A 16,544-nucleotide genomic window follows, 5' to 3' on the forward strand; every position below is an offset into this window, starting at 1 on the left:
TCAAACACCTCCTGCAAATTTGTTTAACGGCGTCTGCCCCAGCTCGCCCAAAGTCATCACGTCATGAATATCGCGTATCAGCAAGTAGTTGAACGCATACGACACCACCAGATGCGCCGGCTTGATCTCCTCGATCGCGGACTTCAAATCCTCCAGATTCGGGGGGATGCCGAGGGTATCGACGAATTTAACCGTGAAGCCCCATTCCTCGGGCTGAAAAGATACCTCAACCGTGCCGCCATCGTAAGCTTCCGCCACATTTTTCACGAGCGCCCCGGAGAAGGTTCCAGCTCCGCGCAGCTTGGACTCCAGCACCGCCCGTCGCTGTTCGATCGGCTTGTTCCGATCGGTGGGAATGCCAAGCTCCATTTCCCAGCGCTCCAGGCCCCAGGTCGCTGTACGGACAAAGAACTGATCTGCGGCTGAGTTCAGCGCTTGATAAAGCGCGTCCAACTCGCTTCCCTTAGCATCCATGTCGGATTGCATAACGCGGGAGGTCTCGTAATAGGCCGGAAGATAAGAAAACAGCTCGCGACCCCGCAAGCTGTTCATTCGGACATTATTCACTTACGCTCACCGTCCCCAGCACCGCTACCTGACCGGAGCCAATTTCGATATTTTGCTGCTCGGTGTGGCCGTTAATCGTCAACTCCGAGTAGTCGACGATAATTGGAATATCCAGCAATACGGCGGCAATTCGCGTATACCTTACCAAAGGATCCTTCCGGTTAAAAGCGATCTGCTGTAAATACGTCCGAACACCGTCCTCGATCAGCTTCCGGATTTCGTCCATCGTCGAAGGCTGCTCCTGCGTACGCTGCACTTTGACGGAGATATCAATCGCCACTTCCGCGGCAGGCATCACCGTGATAACCGGACCGGCCGGGGCAACGCCTTCGCCCTGTCCATCCTGGGACGGGTCAATGTACTGCTGAACGGCATTCACGATATCCTGGCTTGCCGCACGCTTGTCTGTATCTATGAGATACAGCCCGACGGTACCGGGTCCTTTCCACAACGGCGCCACTTCGACGCCGCCAACACCGGCAATCTCATTGGCCCACTGCATGTACTGTGCTTTGTTGCCGCTCGTTCCCTGACTTCGGACTTTGGCGTAAAAACGCTCCAGGAGCGACTGATCGCTTTCGGTATCCGTCCCGCTCCGCGTGGGCTCTGGGTTCGTAACCGATGTTACACCGCTGACTGACGTCATCATAAGCTGAATGACGCCTGCGGGAACATTGCCTATGCTGCCCGGCGAGACAGCTCGGATCGGCGCCGTGCCGGTACCCGAGTCACTCAGCATAACGCCTGATGTGGTGACATACTCCACGGAGGATTCCCCGGAGCCCTCATCGGCTGGCGTAGCGACATAGGTTCCGGCAGGCACGGTTGTCCCCGGCTTCCCCGTAAACAGAACGCTGCCGGACGAAGCGAACGCTTCCCGCCTAGTAATCCCATGCTCTGCCGTCCTCAGATCGAGTTCAGCGGACCGAATATCTGGACGATCGCTTGCCACCGTGCTTGCAAAGCCTCGACGCAGCAGCTCCTGTGCCCACAAGGCTGCCTCAGACAGCATAAATGCCACCGGCGCCTGCGCATCCCAAATAAAAGATCCTTCCGACTTGTCGATGTCCGAAGGCACTTTGTTCAACATGCGGTTCATAATGTTCTCTTCCGTCTGATCCAACAAATATAACGGCAAATCTGCCATCATATCACCACGCTTTCTATGATTTCCGTCTCATCCCGGACGCTCGTAATGCGGCAGCTGAAACGGCAAGCTTCTCCTTCCCATTCAAAAAGGAACTGATCCACACTCTCCGTCCGAGCGTCCGCCAGCAGCGTCTCGGTCACCATGCGCTGAATCTCGCTCTCTTGCAGAGATCGGTCATAGCCTTTGCCGACCAGTTCCTCCAGCTCGCTGCCATAATCGCGCGTATAGATCAGATGGCGGTAGCGCGGCGTGCGAATCGCTTTTTCGCACCAGATGACCCAGGCTTCCTTCTCGTCCGCAACCGGAATCTTCCGGGTCGGGGACATCACAAACTCGCTGACTTCAAAATCATACCGCCAGCTCCTTCCAAAAACAGCCCCTTCTCCTTCCAGTACCTCCGGATCGGTCGCATCCGTCCAGATCATGTCATCGCCTTCCGGGAATAAATTAGCCACCGCTGCTCACCACCTTACACACGACCACCACGTCATTGCCGCTGTTGACCCGAACGGCGAGCACTCGGTCCCCCGGTTTCAAACCTTTTCCCAATTCAAAAAGGGTATCTTCAACTTCGTTCTCTTCAGCATCAAACGTCATATCCTGCTGCTGGCCCCCCAAAGTCACGGTGCCCTTTGCCGTATAACGGGGCAAGGACAACATTCCCGGCAGCTCCGCTACCATATAGTCCTGCAGCTCATGCTTGAAATCATCCAGCTTAAGTCCCGTCGAGGTAATCGTGCCGAGTACGGCCCCTACGCCACCCATGGCTTGACGGGTTTGCTTATTCATTGAGGCGTATAAGGAGGACGCCAATTGTCCATAGGGGTCTTTATTCAAGGTAAAACCTCCTTTTTACATCGTCATAACTCCCCAGCTCCAGCATCATGCTCCCGGGATTCCCCAGCTCCCGGCTGACGGAAATCACGAGCAGCTTCATCGAGCCCAGCATGACCGCATCTCCGGCGCGGATCGTATTGACATCAGGTGCATTCAGGGAGATGGTCTCCCGAATCCCCCTTAGTTTGCTCCGGGCCAGCTGGCGGGCAGCCGCAGGCGACTTCACTTCATCGTCCTGAATAATAGCCTGGAGCTGGCCGTATTTCGCGATATCCTTCTCCTCAATGGCCATCACCTTGGAAGGAACCTCTTTTCCGGTCTCGCTTGCGGCTGTCGCCAACACTTTGACCTTGGTCGCCGCGCCCTCCAACGTCCGCGATTGCGTAGTATCCGTGATGGCCTCCAGGATGTAGACTTCTTTGTTCGTTCCCAACTCGTACAGCTCAAGCCCTGAGGAGATCATCCGTGGATGATACAGCTTGCCGCCGGCTTTAGCCGTCTCTCGCAGATCAGCGAACATGCTGGCATAAATCGACTGCGTCCGGTAAACGGAACGCCCCAGCTGCTTCTCGGTATCCGGCAGTACCGCAATTTTCAGGTTCCAGTCCGCCGCGTACTTTTTGAAACGCTGGGTAGCGGTCTGCTTCGCCGGAAACAGATATTCATCCTCCGATTTGTCCAGATATACCGTCCGATCGTACAGCGTGAGGGTCATCCGCTTCACCCCGTTATTCGAGGTTTCTACTTCCCACACGACAGCCGGGTGCAGCAGGGGGACATAATCCTTCTTACCGTAAGGAATTCCGCTGATCCGGATCGCCATTCCCGGCGAGATCGGCGGCATATCCGGCGTTACGACCAGATTGACAGTTCCCTGATAAGCGACTTGTTCAAGCGAATCCCGAAGACTGATAGCTTCCACCAAAGGGGATAAATCGTATTGATCCTGCAAAATCACCTTATAACTCATGACAGCACCAGCTTCTGGCCAGGTTTGATGGCATTCGGATCTTTACCGATTGTCTTCTGGTTCAGCTTGTAGATCTGGTTCCATTTCGAGCTGTCCCCAAGCTCCAGCTTGGCGATTTTGGAAAGTGAGTCCCCTGGCTTCACGGTGTACGTCTTGTTCTGTTCCTTCATGTCGGCCCGGGGCTTTTTATTCGTTCCAGATGCCCCGCTGCCGCCAGCCGTTTTGGCCACCTTCATTTCGCTCCATGTCCGGAGCGTGATGTCAAAATACACATCCCCGACCTCCCCGCCACGAAACGTGGACTGATGGGAAGCGACATACACCGGCACATTCACCGCCGTCTTGGTAATGACGAATTGCAACGGCGTTTTATATGCCAGAAACTCGTTAAGTTTATTCATCGCGGTTTGCGGTTTAATATGATCCTTCTTCTGTCCTTTGCAATAAGCTGCATCATACTCTTGTGGGAAAAATGAAGAGAACGATATCTCTTTAATCCGATTGCCTTGAGGAAAATCAAACTCCCCATAGTTGAGAATCGTAGCCGTTTCCAGTCCCTTTTGGCGTGAAATGGTCACCTCCTCGGGGTTGACCGGAAATAGGAACGTCATGCCTTTTCCGTTCTTCAAAAGAAACTCCACCTTGGCCCCCTCCTTTCTGTATGGATGCCTTCGGACCGACTTTATGCCTGCTGTTAACCATCATCTTCAATAGGCCATTGGAGTCGGCTTCCGGTTCTGCGCCGCTTTGCTGAATTCGGCTCTCAGCCGCTGCCCGATCTGAAGGATTAATCCTTCTACATCGATCGGATGCTCCTCATGCACCGTAACCTGCACCGCTCCTGGAGGTAGATTGTAGTTCACGGATGTCTCCGTTTTGAAGTCCGTCAGCAGACCGGATATCGAACTCATCTGCTCCGGACTGATCTGAACGAGCTGAGGCGACATCGTCTTCCCGGAAACCGCTTGATTTTGAGCTGCGCTCGCAGGTGGACCAAATGTACTCATGCTTGTATAGCTAGGTGGCACATATGAGCCGTATGTCGAAATCGATGATCGATCAGGTAAAAGCGGTGTACTGACATGAGTGGGAGCAGCATTTGGAATTATTGGTCCTTGAACAGCGACTGCCGTTGAATTAGAAGGTGGTGCCTTCGGAACATCCTTCGGTTGTGCAGCTTCTTTGTCTTTTTTCCCGAAGGAAAACGCGTTGGAGAACCACTTCGATACCTTCTCCTTACCTTCTTTCAACTTGTCACCAATACCGGTAAAGGCGCCGCCCACCTTCTCACCAATAAAGCTTCCTACGGTGCCGCCGAGCGTTGAACCGATCATCGTACCTGCAACCGGGATAACGGATCCGATGATCCCTCCGATCGTGCTTCCTATACCTCCACCGACGGCAGAGCCTATCGCTTGATTACGTTCTTTCCCAGGTTTGGCTGATGCAATTGCGGTCGCATCGGCTATAAAACTCAATGGACCGAGGGCACGTTTACCAAGACCTTTCATCAAGCCGGAGCCTAGGCCGCTTTTACCAACATTTTTTACCGCGCTTGCTCCTGTGCTGCCATTCGCAGCTCGCTTTGCTACATTCGAACCTGCACTACTCTTGGCAGCGCCCGACAAACCACCAGATACGATACCGCTTGCACCGCCTCCGCCGAACATACCCTTAGCGAAGTCAGAAGCTTTCTTGATTAAATCCAATGCTCCCTTACCAAGGTTGCCACCGGTTTCTATAACATCTCCCGTTTTTTCAGCTCTGCTAAAGGCCTTGCCCCACTTTGTTTGAGGCTTACCCGCTTGTTCTGTCTTAGGAGCAGCGGCCGTGCTTTGGTTGGCCGAGCGCCCTCTGTTTCTAGGACCAACCCTTCTGTTTTTGTCGACCACAGGACGCGTGTTAGTCGCAGATTTATCTTTACCCCAAGAATCAAACATCTTTTTGGTTTTATCCTTCATTTGGCCCCCTTTTCGAAGCGTGGAGCCAGCCAAAGAGATGATTCCAAGCGCAACTATCGCCTTATCCCAAAAAGATTTTTTACCGTTCCCGTCCCCTGACTGTTGCGTCTCAAGCGCACTTGTAAGCTTATCCACCGCAATCGTATTCGTCTCCAGCGCCTGTATCAACGGAGAAAAATCAAACCCTGATGCCTTCAAATCCACTTTAACACTCGACTCAACCTGTTTCTGCACATTCAGCTTCACATTTGCCGAGGCCTGGATGACTTGCGATTTCACCCGCTGCATTTTGGCGAGCAGGCTGTCCAGCCCCTTCGAGGCGCTGTCCTTCAGCACAATTTCAGGTGCCATGCGGGTACGTCCGATTCGCATGACGCGTCCCTGGATCCGCTCAAAATAACGCTCCATCGCCCGCAGCTCGCGGTTGGCCTTGATCACGTTTTTCGGATCGATGACCAGATTCATGCGGTAGTTCATGGCTTCAGCCATTTCATTTCACCTCCTGTTCACTTCAAACTCTGACCGGCCATGCCCTCGATCTCCTCCTGGGAGAAAGCGAGCAGCAGCAGGCGCTCGCCTCGCGGGAGCCGCCAAAAATCTCCGGGACGAAGGTGATGCCGGACCCACAGATGATACAGCATCGTCGTCATTCCCCCGGAGCCAATCAGTTTTTTAGGTCAGCAATCTCGACACCAAAGCCGGACAGCTCCAGCACTTTATCCCCTACGGCATCCAGCTCTCCGGCCAGCAGCATACGGCGGACCGCCTGCTCTCCGCCCGACAGCTTCAAGCGGCTTGTAATCCGCGGATCGCCCCAGCCGCTGAGCGTCAAACCCTTCACCGACAGACTGCTCGTGGCCTCGGAAATCAGCAATGCATTAAACGTTTCCGTATCCACCTTCTCATCCACTGCACCCTTTACCGTACGGCGAACGGTGCAGCGCTCGCGGATGCTGTCTACCTTGCTCGAAGTCAAACCCTGCAGCACCATCTTCATATCCAAGCGCTTAATGCGAACCGTTTCCTCCGGCAGCTTCTCGGCTGCCTCAAACAGGCTGTCCAAAATTTGCTCTTCGCTCATGTTCTCATGTAAGCTCATGCGTATATCTCCTTTGCTCATTAAATAATAGATTCCATTTCCTATTGCAGCGGGCGATGCTCGCCCGTATGAGGTACACCATCCCGGGCGAACCCCCGCTTTTTGACGTACTCAAGCAGCGCTTAAGCAGAAACCTCTAAACCTCTTAATCCCCCTGAATCGGATCCAACAGCTCGTACCCCTCGAAGGTAAATGAGGTTTCTTCCTGCACTTCTTCACCGGCTGTCCAGTTAGCCAGCTGGATTTTGTCCGGCATGCAGCGGATCAGGCGAACACGCTCATGACCATAGGACTCGGGATCATCCAGCTTGGAGATAATATCGAATTTGGTGAATCCGCGGGCGATCATATCGGAAGTGACCTTGTAACCGCTCATCGTGCCGGTTCCTTTTTTGCTGCCGTTTTTGTGCACCGTCCAGTCGTTGCCGACCAGCTTCAGCTCGCGCTTCTCCAATTCCACGCTGGCTTCCAGCTTGTTGATGTGCGTCTGCCATACCCCGTCAATATACGCCTGGCCGTATGTCCCCATAATGACTCTTGAAGCATCCAACATGTTAAGTTCCTCCTCGATTTCTTTAAGTTTTTATAAGAAAAATGTTGATCAGCGTTCTAGTTATTGCACGTAAAATGTACCGAACAGTTGCTCCATTACATCGGTCAGCTTCACGTTCCACTGCAGGAAGACCTGATCCGGCTCCGGCGTGTTCACGGCAGAATCGCCATAGTACGCCGGATCGAGAATGACGTCATAACCGTCCGGCTCGATGACATTGCTCAGCGATAACGAAGCTAGGTATTCCTTCACGGCGCCGATCAGCGCCAGACGGCCTTCCTCCGTGTTGTTCACCTTGCCGATGTAGGTCTGTTCCGCGGCCAGCTGCAAATCCGCATGAATCGCATCCATCACGCGGATGGAACGGATTTTTTTCCAGGCATTGTTTTGGCCTTCCGCCGGATTCACCAACGTGTTGATGCCGCGCAACACCTTCACCTGACGTCCGTCATAGAAAAGCACGAACACGCCGTTGCGTACAGCCTGCTCTTGCTCGGAGCGCGTCCAGCGGCGAGTCACATCTTCGAATGGCGTTACCGCATATGTAGCGGATTGGTTCAAACGTTGACCGGCAATAAGCCCGGCCACATAAGCAGCCGTCTGGGCAGAACTATAGTTCACGCCGGACAGACGCACGCCCGTACCTACATTGATAATCCCTTCATGGTTCAATGCAAGCGAGCGGGCTGCCGCCAGTTTGGCTGCATCCTTGGAGGTATCGTCCGCAGCGCTGCCGCCGAATACGGCCATCACGCCGCGTCCTTCTTGACGAAGACGCTTCACCCAGGCCGCAAAGCTCTGCAGCAGAGCCATATCCGCAGCATAATCCAGCGCAAGTACGTTGAATTCCTGGCCTTCTACCGCATCCTGCATCTCGATATAATCTGCATTCGTCAGGCCGCCGTTGCCGCTTTTGCCTCCGGACAGCACAGCTCCGTTCACATCAGCAGGAACGCCGGCCGCCTCCAGTGCGGTAGCCGTTACCCAGAGGTTCTCATCGTCTTCATTGATCTGCGCCGCAATCGACGCTGCTGTCCCGTCCAAGCTTGTATAAGTGCCAAGCAGCTTGGCACCTTCATAGAGGCGAAGCTCCCGTGCTGCCGGGTCGATCAGCGACGGCTGCACAGTTACGGAGAAGCCGTTGCCTCGACTGCCCGGATATTTGGCCTGCAGCTTCAACACGTCGGAAGGCGTGGCTTCCGCATTTTGCAGCGTTACGCTAGCCGCTGCCGCCGTATTGTCTGCCAGGCGATAAGCCAGCAGCTTCTTCGGACCGCCAAGCAAAGCCAGATAGAGCGTTTCGTAAGCTGTAGCCCCATCCTGGCTATCCGCAGAATACAGCTCGGAAATCGCGAACTCGCTGCCGATTTCTACGAACTCGCGTACCGGGCCCCAATTGGCTTTAACGGGCACGACGACCGTGCCGCGGGATCCGCCCTGAATAGCCGACGCGGCCGCCGCCTTGAAATTCATATACAAACCCGGAAGTACCGGTTTATTTGTGCTTTCCCATGTTCCACCTGCCATGATTAGACCACCTTCGCTTTCATAAATTGTTGGATTCTTTCTTTGACTTCGGTTACCGTGAACAGCTCTCCGTCTGTCCCATACATGGCACCTGCGAGAACTTCCGCCCGAACCTCGAACAGTTCCTTGGCGTGTGTTTCGAGTTCATCTAGCGCATATCGCGGAGCGTTGATACTGCGAGCTTCAGTCTTGATTGTTTTTTTCACAGCCATTGTGACCACCTCACTTTAAAATTGGATGAACGTTAATGCGCCTGATCAAGGCGGCTTCCTCCGGTGAACGCATCTTCCGCTGCGCTAAGGTTAGCTTCAGTTGCCCGTCCAGAATGGGATCGGCCTGCATATCTGAGGAAATCTCCGCAACGGATAAATAGCGGCGATTCTGCGAATCCAGCATCAGTTGGACCTGGGTGCCAAGCTCCTCCACCAGTCTTGCAGCCGTGAGCTGCTCGTCCGCGGAATCAAGAGCGGCAATATGCCCGGTAAAGGTTTTGCGAACCTCGAACATCGAAGCGCCCGCCATCTTGGTCTCGCAGCCCATCATCCGCCATAGTACGGCGTGATCTTCCCGTCCCGCCGGCCATGCCGTATGATAGATGCGCCAAGGATCACCCAGCACATCTTCTGTCCAGGCTGTCAGCGTATGCAGCCATTCGTCGGGTTGTCCGGTGGAACCGGCCCCGGATGCCTGCGGCATATAGACGCCGAATCGCATGATCCGGATCATTTTGCCTGAAACAGAATCGAACTTGTCGGCTTCCGGCACACCCAAATAATGCAGCTTGAATGCTTTCCCATCAGCTCCGATAACCCGCTTGCGATGAAGTCCCGGGATTAGAAGTTCCACCAAGCGATCCAACTGAAGCAATTCGGAACGATCCGCATACAGCTTCAACCGCACCACCTGCCGGTACCCTGCCCATGAAGATTTCCAGACGTCCTCGCCGAGCGTGATCACAGCATAAAAAGGCTCGCTTACCCCATCCGGCGGATGTACGTCATATATTTGGTCTTTAAGCTCCGGAACGATATCTAGAGCGGCCTGCTTAATCGCCCCTCTCATTCCGCAGATAGCCGAGTGGCTTCCGGTCGGTTATGGGTTAGCCAGCTTCTTACGACGGTCACATGCTTGCGCAACACGGCCCCCTCCTTTCTAATTCATATAGGGATCGGAAATGAAGAAATCAAAGCCTAAAGCCGCAGCAAAAAACCGGTCCTTCTTGAGGCCGGCTCACATCTACACTGTGTGTGTTCGGTATGCTCTGTTTAACTTCATTTCCGATAATACAATCTTACACCCCTAAATCGGATGCGCTGACGTCTTATAGGACGGATAATGCGGAACTTAAAGTGGAATGTTGGCGGAAAATAGTACGAACTCATGTTCGTGTTTCATAAGTCCTCTTGGTCTCTATCTCAGGCAACGTCGCCCTCGACTTGAAACAGAAAAAAACCGGAGGGCCTCCATTCTGAGGTCCTCCGGTTTTGGCTCGTTTTGATTATTCACGCTCGGCGCTTATCAGCTCATTTTGCTCTTTGCGACTTTCTCCAATTCCTGCAGCTTCAGCAGCCCCCTGTCAGCTAAAGCCAGTGCCAGTTTATAGAAGGCTCGGGTGCGGATCTTGGTATACGTATCCTTGCTGACCGGCGGTTCGAGGATATGGTTGTACACCTTGTAATCAAATACGTCGTCTTGTTTCATATACCGTTCCCGAATGAGGGTTTGTTCCCGGTCGCCAAGCCGTTCCACGATCGACTCGATGATCTCGCAATACTGCTTCCTGGCCGCAGGCATTTCTACATTATATATGGCAACCGCTGCCGTTTGATCCGAGGTGACGTTGGTCGGTCCGTGAAATCGTTCCGTGTAGGATGCCGTCACGCTTGTCTCCCTAACTTCGAATGTAATGGTTTTATAGATACGATATTTCTCGAATATCGCTTCAACAGCATTTTGGGTCTTTCTGCGATCCAATTCCGGTAAAAATGGATTCATTAGGAAACACTCCCCTTTGGATTGTCATTGTCGAGGTTTAATTTGCCATTTGGCAGAAGGTTGTCTCATCTCAAGTGTTCGCATCTTGTTCGTATTTTTCATTAATATACCACTATTTGGAGACCGGCGTAAACCTTCAAATAGGCGAACTATTCATGGGAATATGGATCATACCTTTCATATTCTTGCCTTTTGGCAATAATTCTCTCTTTTATTTTACCTGTTGGCAAAGGAGAGGGATATGTTTATACTATATGTAGATGTTTTAGATGGACTATGGTGAGGAGTGGCCGGAACGTGGATCACATATTTGGATCATACTTGAAAGAGATGAGGGAGAATAAAGGCTGGAGCATCAATCAGCTGGCCCAGGCCGCCGACATCAGCGGATCACAAATCTCCCGGATCGAGAATGGGCTGCGGGGCATACCCAAGCCGCAAACGCTTCGCAAAATGGCGGAGGCACTCGAGGTTCCATATGAAGAGTTGATGAATAAAGCAGGTTATCTGCAGCAGGATGTTGCCAAGCATGAAGACATCTCGGCTCCCGCTTGGGCAACCTCCAGGGATAAACGGGATTTCAAGAAAATGCTTGAGGATGACGGTGAGCTCATGTTTGACGGCGTCCCTCTAAACGAGGAGGACAAGCAGCGCATCAAGGACGTCCTGACCGGACTGTTCTGGGAAGCCAAGCAGATGAACAAGCGCAAGAAATAAATCTACATGATAAGGAGATACATACCGATTACAACGATTCAACCAAAACCAATATTGCAGGTGAACCGGCATGGATGATCATTTACAACCCTTAATCCGTCAGCTGATCAAAAAACATCATACCAACTGCCCTTTTGAAATCGCGACTTCCTTGGGCATACATATTCGATTTGCCGATTTAGGCCAAACGACCAAAGGGCTGTATTTCCGTAAGCTAAGGCGGAGATTCATCGTCATCCACAATCAGCTGCCACCGCCATGGCAGCGTTTCGTATGCGCGCATGAGCTCGGGCATGACCGTCTCCATAAGGGAATCAGCCGCTTTTTTCTGGAGGAGCATTCCTATTTCAGTCCGGGCAAACTGGAGCGGCAAGCGAACCGCTTTGCCATTGCCCTATTGACGGCGGGTCTGGCTCCCGGACCGGGTGAGTCCTTACACGAGTTCTATCTACGAGCTGGCATTCCACAAGAAATGCTATATTTTTTTAGATTTTAAACGAACATGTGTTCTTGATTTGTAGTAAAGGATTCCAGATGGCTAGCTCCCTCCTACGAGCAAAAAAACAACCCGCTCTTGACATGACGTCAAAAGCGGGTTTCTATGCAATCCTCTTTTAGAGAAGAGTTCATCCAAGAGGTTAGCAGCAGGGGCAGACGGCTGTTCTATTGTTAGGTCCACTATCCTCCGTTCAAAGCGGTTCAAAGATGGCTACCTGTCGTTTGCCCACCTTCACATGCTGAATCCGTTGAAACCGGTCATGCTTTAATTTTTGCCCTTTATCGGATATGACCGCAACCACTGAACGAGCAGGGTCCAGGATGGAATGAATGCCGTTAAAGAAATCCTCCACCGGCACCTCGCTTCCGCCACCCCAGCTAACCAGGTCACCATAAGGGAGATCGGTCATGACGATATGGATTCCCTCGCAGGATGCCAGACTCTCCTCCGATTGAGTTATATCAGCTTGAAAACAAACCGTCTCTTCCACACAGGACGACCTAAGCAGCTCCCTCAATCGGCCAGCGCTTTGCAGCGCATCCTGGTGGGACGGCTTATGATACAACGCCAACAATTCTTTCAATTGTTCGGTGCGTTGTTCCAGCCCCTCTTCACGGAGCAGCGACAGGTTCTTCCCGGCTATTCCGAGCACCTCCGCGTTAATGTCGGAGCCGATCACGCGATGAATGCGCTGCCCGTGCAGCAGCCCAACCACCGTTAACAGATACGCGCCGCCGCAGCAGGGATCGAATAAAGTATACGGCCCGTGTACCCCTTTTTTCTCCAATAGTTGAAAGCACCGCTGGGCAATCTCGCTGGCTAGTCTGACAGGAAACGAAGTTGTTCCCTGCGCATTATACAGAACCCGGCCGCTGGCGAAATCCTCATAGCTGCGCTGGGCTGATTCATAGATATATTCCATTCGAACGATTCCTTCCATCCGGCTAACGCCTGAGTAATATCAAATAATCCAAATACAGATTAACATCCCTAGGCCATATATCAAAATCCGCATGGTATATCTGCCCTGCTGCCCGCTTTTACTTATCCAGATGGGACATATAATCAAACGCCGTCGTGCCGTACACATTCTTGAAATGTCGATTCAAATGGGCAAGATCCGTGAATCCGCACTGGGTAACGGCCTGATATACATCCCGGCTTTCCTCGATCAACTGCTTGGCGTGCTCCACTTTGCAATTCAGATAATACTGATACGGAGACAGACCCGTATTCGCTTTAAAGGTACGGATGAACTGATACTTCGACATCCCGAACTCCCCGCTTAATTCGTCCAAACGGAGAACATGCTCCAGATGATCCTGCATCATATCTTTCGCCTTCCGCGTAAACATACTGTCCTTCCGGCTATCAGGATTCAGAATATCCTCATTAAAATGCCCCGCCAAACCCAGAAGCAGCTCGCTGCTTCTAGCCTCCGGCTCACCGGTGAAGATGGACCTCGTCACATCCAGGATGCTCTTCCGCAGCCCGGCATGATAGACAATCGGGGATTGGAACCGGACGATATCCTTTTTCTGAATCAATTCCAGGAATAGCTCTGGATGAATGTATATCATCACATAATCGATGCCCGATCGTTCCTGGGACCAGCCATCATGTTTCTGCTCCGGATGGAACAGCATAACCCCGCTTTGGTAAGAAGCCTGCTGACTTCCGTCCAGCGAGTACTTCTGAATGCCGCGCAGCGTGACGCCGAGGGCATACTCCTCGTGATAATGCTTTTTATATTTAAAATCCGTCAGGCTCGCGGACAGCGCCGTAATGCCCACCGCTTTTTTATAAATAAACTGCTCCATCTTCCATCACCCCTTTATGAGCTCCGGTATGCCGGATACGACGATTGCCGAGTACAGCAGAAACAAAGCCAGGATCGTGTTGGTCGTTCTCCGATATTTTTGCATAATTCCTTGAAAAAGGCTACCGCACACGGCCCAGGTCATATACGCGGACAGCCCGATAAACGATACCGCGACAACAAACACCGAGATGACAGGGCCTGCCGTATAATACGGCATGACGTAGCTGGGAATGACCGTCAGCGTGAACAATACCACCTTCGGATTGAGAAACTGCATCAGAAAGCCGGACGTGAAAGACGCCGTTTGATTAGTGCCGGACCGGGATACGTCCATGGTATACACTTGATACGTGAGATACAGCATGAACAGACAGCCGACGATCCGCAGGATCGGCAGTATGATCGGCATGCTGGTAGACAGCAGCTGGCCTAATACCACAGAAGCGGCGATTAATAAGAAAAAAGCGATGGAGGCACCGGCGATGTAGCGCAAGGTCTTCTTCATGCCGGAATTTTGGACTGAAGACAATATGACGATATTGGATGGCCCCGGCGAGAATGCCACGATAAAACAGTAAATAAAAAACGAAGATAGATTCATGATGATAGCTCCTAACAAAGGAATTTCCTTTGCCATTATAGAGCCGGAAGCGAAGCGGGGCATAGTACATTATTGCAGCGGAACAAGAGCCGCACGAGTACGGCTCTTCCGCAGATTCCGGTTCATTCTATCGCCCTTAGTGACCTGACTGGTGCGTCTTTGGTTGTTCCTGCGCATGTGCGCTGCCGGATAGATTAAGCAGAACGACCCCCGCGATGATCAGCAGGATCGAGAATACTGTCTTTCTTTCATATCCGATATATCAAATGATCCCGGCGTGTTTTCGATCGATTCGTCTCGTCATCCAATATTGAAATAACGTTGTTATAAGAATTACTGATTGGTATTTTGATTCTCAGTTGGGTAAACAAAAGAGCTCCGATCCAGTGCTCCAATATTTTTAATTCTCTGGGCGCTGCCCAGTAGTTTGGCCTGCTCCACGGAAATCTCGACGGATTGTGATTGTTCGTTTTTCATTCATATATCTCCCCGATCTAATTCATAGTTCATTCTATATAATTTATTTATTCTAATTTTATAGATCGATTTAAAACCATAATAATCCACACTTTTCCATTTGTAAACAGGCAAAATAAAAAAGCACAACCTCAAAATCCATAAGGCTGTACCTTTATGTTCGAACACGGCTTTATTAAAAGCTGGGGCCATGATCATTCTTTGTTAATATTACACGCATCATCCAACCCGGAAGCCTTTTGAAAGGTCGCTGCGCGAATCATGCGGCTTATGCAGCAGTTCATCGGCGCGGACGCATTCATACCCCTTAATATGGACCGTGTCAATCACTTCCTCAAGGCTTGCGATCATTCGGCTCGGCGCATCAGGCTCCGCTCCCCAAGTATCTCCGCTGTCATGCAGCAGAATAATCGAGCCTGGCTCAAGCTGATCCAAGATCCGTTCTTTGAGCGGTTTGTTCTTGCTCCCCTTGCCCCAATCCCATCCCATGATCGACCACAGCACGATCCGGTATTTTCGCAAAGCAAATAAATCGCCTAAATTCAAAATCCCCCATGGAGGACGGTAAAATGCCGGGCGCTCGCCCGTGATTCGTTCGATGATATCGGCAGACTTGTGTACATGCTTGTTCCGTATATGGCGCGGACTCATTAGCCAATTGGGAAGATGGGAATAGTTGTGAATCCCGATTTGATGCCCTTCCATGTGGATGCGTTTCATAAGCTCCGGGTATCGCTCCGCTTTGCTGCCCAGTACAAAAAAGGTCGCCTTGATCCTTTTTTTCTTGAGAAGATCCAGCAGTTTAGGGGTATGCAGCGGGTCTGGGCCATCATCAAAGGTAAAAGCAATCTGCCGTCCACGCCGGCCGCGCAGGGTTACCCCAAATCCCCAGATCCGTGTGATCACATATGGAATGATCATATAGATAAAGACAAACATCAGCAGCAGATTCAGCATCATCATACTCATGCCGTTTCCTTAGAATAACGCAAAAGCAATGATTTTCTGGTCAGCATCAGCATTTTGGGCACAAGCTTGGGAGCATTTTTCTTCATGCGTTCCCGGCCCACCGGATGCAGCACCTTGAGTAAAAGCCGCAAATAATAAGTAGAGAACACGCGAAACCCCTTGGATTCCAGCGGATGCAGCTCAAAACCGAGCCCGTGAATAATACCGCGGTGCAGCAGCGTTATTCCAGTCAAAGCTTTGACCTGCGCAAGCTCCGGTTCCGTCTCCATTGCCTCGCTAATTTGCTTGATCGATCTCCGCAGCATTCTTGCGGTCAAAAGCGCGGCCCGGTCAGCCCCCAGCTCTCTGGAAAGCTCCAATACCTGCCGGTTGTCCAAATGGAGTTCACCGACCCAATCCCCCGAATAAATCCACTCTCCGTCCTGGCACTTCAGATTTTTTCCATGATGCCGGCGGATGACCAGCTTGCAAATCCCGTATCTTTTTATTCCGGCGCTGCGCAGTTTCGTGATTTGATCAAAAACCGCTTCCCAAGCCATCCATACCGACTGAGCGCTTGCCTTCGTAATGGTAGCTAACATGTTCATTATTGGTCACATCTTTCTTTTTCATTTTTGAATCGGTCTTCTGCAGTTAGACCTCGCCTTTATTCCCTGCAGCAAAGGCATTTGTTTAGTTAGACGGCGGATAACCGGAAACCCATGCCATTATTTTAAAAAATGATTCTATCTTTTCCCTTTCTTGTTTCTTAATGTTTTCTTAAGTTTTAATACTGGGGATATGCACACTTTGTACGGCGG

22 protein-coding genes are annotated in these 16,544 nt (G+C 51.7%); 2 read left to right on the forward strand and 20 right to left on the reverse strand.

From position 1 onward, the window contains the following. The 14 genes from NYE54_RS28480 to NYE54_RS28545 all read right to left on the reverse strand — a co-directional run bounded on the left by NYE54_RS28480 (position 1) and on the right by NYE54_RS28545 (position 10,659). Positions 1–567, reverse strand: a complete 567-nt coding sequence (locus NYE54_RS28480; RefSeq protein ID WP_339267881.1) for a YmfQ family protein — start codon at positions 565–567, stop codon at positions 1–3. Beyond that, complete coding sequence (locus NYE54_RS28485; protein ID WP_339273687.1) at positions 560–1,714, reverse strand: baseplate J/gp47 family protein; 1,155 nt, start codon at positions 1,712–1,714, stop codon at positions 560–562. Before NYE54_RS28485 ends, NYE54_RS28480 begins: the two co-directional genes overlap by 8 nt. Continuing rightward, positions 1,714–2,172 carry a DUF2634 domain-containing protein gene (locus NYE54_RS28490; RefSeq protein WP_339267883.1) on the reverse strand — a complete coding sequence of 153 codons (459 nt, stop codon included), beginning with the start codon at positions 2,170–2,172 and terminating at the stop codon, positions 1,714–1,716. Before NYE54_RS28490 ends, NYE54_RS28485 begins: the two co-directional genes overlap by 1 nt. Continuing rightward, complete coding sequence (locus tag NYE54_RS28495; protein WP_194544499.1) at positions 2,165–2,554, reverse strand: hypothetical protein; 390 nt, start codon at positions 2,552–2,554, stop codon at positions 2,165–2,167. Before NYE54_RS28495 ends, NYE54_RS28490 begins: the two co-directional genes overlap by 8 nt. Then, positions 2,547–3,524, reverse strand: coding sequence for a phage portal protein (locus tag NYE54_RS28500; protein ID WP_339267885.1), 978 nt, complete (start codon positions 3,522–3,524; stop codon positions 2,547–2,549). The genes NYE54_RS28495 and NYE54_RS28500 overlap by 8 nt, the downstream gene beginning before the upstream one ends. Then, positions 3,521–4,165 carry a LysM peptidoglycan-binding domain-containing protein gene (locus tag NYE54_RS28505; RefSeq protein ID WP_339267887.1) on the reverse strand — a complete coding sequence of 215 codons (645 nt, stop codon included), beginning with the start codon at positions 4,163–4,165 and terminating at the stop codon, positions 3,521–3,523. Before NYE54_RS28505 ends, NYE54_RS28500 begins: the two co-directional genes overlap by 4 nt. Before the next feature lie 66 nt (positions 4,166–4,231). Then, positions 4,232–5,974, reverse strand: coding sequence for a hypothetical protein (locus tag NYE54_RS28510; protein ID WP_339267889.1), 1,743 nt, complete (start codon positions 5,972–5,974; stop codon positions 4,232–4,234). 17 nt (positions 5,975–5,991) lie between these two features. Then, positions 5,992–6,126 (reverse strand): hypothetical protein, encoded by a 135-nt coding sequence (locus NYE54_RS28515; RefSeq protein ID WP_015737373.1) that lies wholly within the window; start codon positions 6,124–6,126, stop codon positions 5,992–5,994. 23 nt (positions 6,127–6,149) lie between these two features. After that, positions 6,150–6,584 (reverse strand): hypothetical protein, encoded by a 435-nt coding sequence (locus NYE54_RS28520; protein ID WP_076324773.1) that lies wholly within the window; start codon positions 6,582–6,584, stop codon positions 6,150–6,152. Between the two features lie 145 nt (positions 6,585–6,729). Next, a complete protein-coding gene (locus tag NYE54_RS28525) occupies positions 6,730–7,137 on the reverse strand; it encodes a phage tail tube protein (RefSeq protein WP_098748814.1) in 408 nt (135 codons plus the stop codon). A 60-nt stretch (positions 7,138–7,197) separates the two neighbouring features. Then, complete coding sequence (locus NYE54_RS28530) at positions 7,198–8,664, reverse strand: phage tail sheath family protein (RefSeq protein ID WP_339267891.1); 1,467 nt, start codon at positions 8,662–8,664, stop codon at positions 7,198–7,200. A gap of 2 nt (positions 8,665–8,666) precedes the next feature. Further along, positions 8,667–8,876, reverse strand: coding sequence for a hypothetical protein (locus tag NYE54_RS28535; protein ID WP_076324776.1), 210 nt, complete (start codon positions 8,874–8,876; stop codon positions 8,667–8,669). 10 nt (positions 8,877–8,886) lie between these two features. Beyond that, positions 8,887–9,726 carry a hypothetical protein gene (locus NYE54_RS28540; protein WP_339267893.1) on the reverse strand — a complete coding sequence of 280 codons (840 nt, stop codon included), beginning with the start codon at positions 9,724–9,726 and terminating at the stop codon, positions 8,887–8,889. Between the two features lie 456 nt (positions 9,727–10,182). Continuing rightward, the gene (locus tag NYE54_RS28545) at positions 10,183–10,659 is read right to left on the reverse strand and encodes an ArpU family phage packaging/lysis transcriptional regulator (protein WP_339267895.1); all 477 of its coding nucleotides are present in this window, start codon (positions 10,657–10,659) and stop codon (positions 10,183–10,185) included. A 297-nt stretch (positions 10,660–10,956) separates the two neighbouring features. Between NYE54_RS28545 and NYE54_RS28550 the strand changes: the two genes are divergently transcribed. Beyond that, positions 10,957–11,376, forward strand: coding sequence for a helix-turn-helix domain-containing protein (locus NYE54_RS28550; protein ID WP_339267897.1), 420 nt, complete (start codon positions 10,957–10,959; stop codon positions 11,374–11,376). A 70-nt stretch (positions 11,377–11,446) separates the two neighbouring features. After that, complete coding sequence (locus tag NYE54_RS28555) at positions 11,447–11,872, forward strand: ImmA/IrrE family metallo-endopeptidase (RefSeq protein WP_076324780.1); 426 nt, start codon at positions 11,447–11,449, stop codon at positions 11,870–11,872. A 193-nt stretch (positions 11,873–12,065) separates the two neighbouring features. On the opposite strand, the gene NYE54_RS28560 is transcribed toward NYE54_RS28555, so the two are convergent. The 6 genes from NYE54_RS28560 to NYE54_RS28585 form a co-directional block, all read right to left on the reverse strand. Then, positions 12,066–12,815, reverse strand: a complete 750-nt coding sequence (locus NYE54_RS28560) for a hypothetical protein (RefSeq protein WP_339267899.1) — start codon at positions 12,813–12,815, stop codon at positions 12,066–12,068. 100 nt (positions 12,816–12,915) lie between these two features. Beyond that, on the reverse strand, positions 12,916–13,695 hold the full coding sequence (locus tag NYE54_RS28565) for an AraC family transcriptional regulator (protein WP_339267901.1): 780 nt from the start codon (positions 13,693–13,695) through the stop codon (positions 12,916–12,918). Positions 13,696–13,701: 6 nt separating this feature from the next. Continuing rightward, complete coding sequence (locus NYE54_RS28570) at positions 13,702–14,298, reverse strand: LysE family transporter (protein ID WP_213643278.1); 597 nt, start codon at positions 14,296–14,298, stop codon at positions 13,702–13,704. Positions 14,299–14,631: 333 nt separating this feature from the next. Next, positions 14,632–14,775 carry a hypothetical protein gene (locus tag NYE54_RS28575; RefSeq protein WP_339267904.1) on the reverse strand — a complete coding sequence of 48 codons (144 nt, stop codon included), beginning with the start codon at positions 14,773–14,775 and terminating at the stop codon, positions 14,632–14,634. A 219-nt stretch (positions 14,776–14,994) separates the two neighbouring features. Further along, positions 14,995–15,744 (reverse strand): polysaccharide deacetylase family protein, encoded by a 750-nt coding sequence (locus tag NYE54_RS28580; RefSeq protein WP_339267905.1) that lies wholly within the window; start codon positions 15,742–15,744, stop codon positions 14,995–14,997. Further along, positions 15,741–16,331 (reverse strand): polysaccharide deacetylase, encoded by a 591-nt coding sequence (locus NYE54_RS28585; RefSeq protein WP_213643276.1) that lies wholly within the window; start codon positions 16,329–16,331, stop codon positions 15,741–15,743. The genes NYE54_RS28580 and NYE54_RS28585 overlap by 4 nt, the downstream gene beginning before the upstream one ends. Between the last annotated feature and the right edge of the window lie 213 nt (positions 16,332–16,544).

This window comes from Paenibacillus sp. FSL K6-1330, assembly GCF_037976825.1.
Lineage (GTDB): Bacteria > Bacillota > Bacilli > Paenibacillales > Paenibacillaceae > Paenibacillus_AQ.

Bases quoted from the DNA above. Each gene is read 5' to 3' on its own strand.
- NYE54_RS28485 (WP_339273687.1), bottom strand. From the start codon at position 1,714: ATGGCAGATTTGCCGTTATATTTGTTGGATCAGACGGAAGAGAACATT.
- NYE54_RS28500 (WP_339267885.1), bottom strand. From the start codon at position 3,524: ATGAGTTATAAGGTGATTTTGCAGGATCAATACGATTTATCCCCTTTG.
- NYE54_RS28510 (WP_339267889.1), bottom strand. From the start codon at position 5,974: ATGGCTGAAGCCATGAACTACCGCATGAATCTGGTCATCGATCCGAAA.
- NYE54_RS28515 (WP_015737373.1), bottom strand. From the start codon at position 6,126: ATGCTGTATCATCTGTGGGTCCGGCATCACCTTCGTCCCGGAGATTTT.
- NYE54_RS28520 (WP_076324773.1), bottom strand. From the start codon at position 6,584: ATGAGCTTACATGAGAACATGAGCGAAGAGCAAATTTTGGACAGCCTG.
- NYE54_RS28525 (WP_098748814.1), bottom strand. From the start codon at position 7,137: ATGTTGGATGCTTCAAGAGTCATTATGGGGACATACGGCCAGGCGTAT.
- NYE54_RS28530 (WP_339267891.1), bottom strand. From the start codon at position 8,664: ATGGCAGGTGGAACATGGGAAAGCACAAATAAACCGGTACTTCCGGGT.
- NYE54_RS28535 (WP_076324776.1), bottom strand. From the start codon at position 8,876: ATGGCTGTGAAAAAAACAATCAAGACTGAAGCTCGCAGTATCAACGCT.
- NYE54_RS28540 (WP_339267893.1), bottom strand. From the start codon at position 9,726: ATGAGAGGGGCGATTAAGCAGGCCGCTCTAGATATCGTTCCGGAGCTT.
- NYE54_RS28545 (WP_339267895.1), bottom strand. From the start codon at position 10,659: ATGAATCCATTTTTACCGGAATTGGATCGCAGAAAGACCCAAAATGCT.
- NYE54_RS28555 (WP_076324780.1), top strand. From the start codon at position 11,447: ATGGATGATCATTTACAACCCTTAATCCGTCAGCTGATCAAAAAACAT.
- NYE54_RS28560 (WP_339267899.1), bottom strand. From the start codon at position 12,815: ATGGAAGGAATCGTTCGAATGGAATATATCTATGAATCAGCCCAGCGC.
- NYE54_RS28565 (WP_339267901.1), bottom strand. From the start codon at position 13,695: ATGGAGCAGTTTATTTATAAAAAAGCGGTGGGCATTACGGCGCTGTCC.
- NYE54_RS28570 (WP_213643278.1), bottom strand. From the start codon at position 14,298: ATGAATCTATCTTCGTTTTTTATTTACTGTTTTATCGTGGCATTCTCG.
- NYE54_RS28575 (WP_339267904.1), bottom strand. From the start codon at position 14,775: ATGAAAAACGAACAATCACAATCCGTCGAGATTTCCGTGGAGCAGGCC.
- NYE54_RS28580 (WP_339267905.1), bottom strand. From the start codon at position 15,744: ATGAGTATGATGATGCTGAATCTGCTGCTGATGTTTGTCTTTATCTAT.
- NYE54_RS28585 (WP_213643276.1), bottom strand. From the start codon at position 16,331: ATGAACATGTTAGCTACCATTACGAAGGCAAGCGCTCAGTCGGTATGG.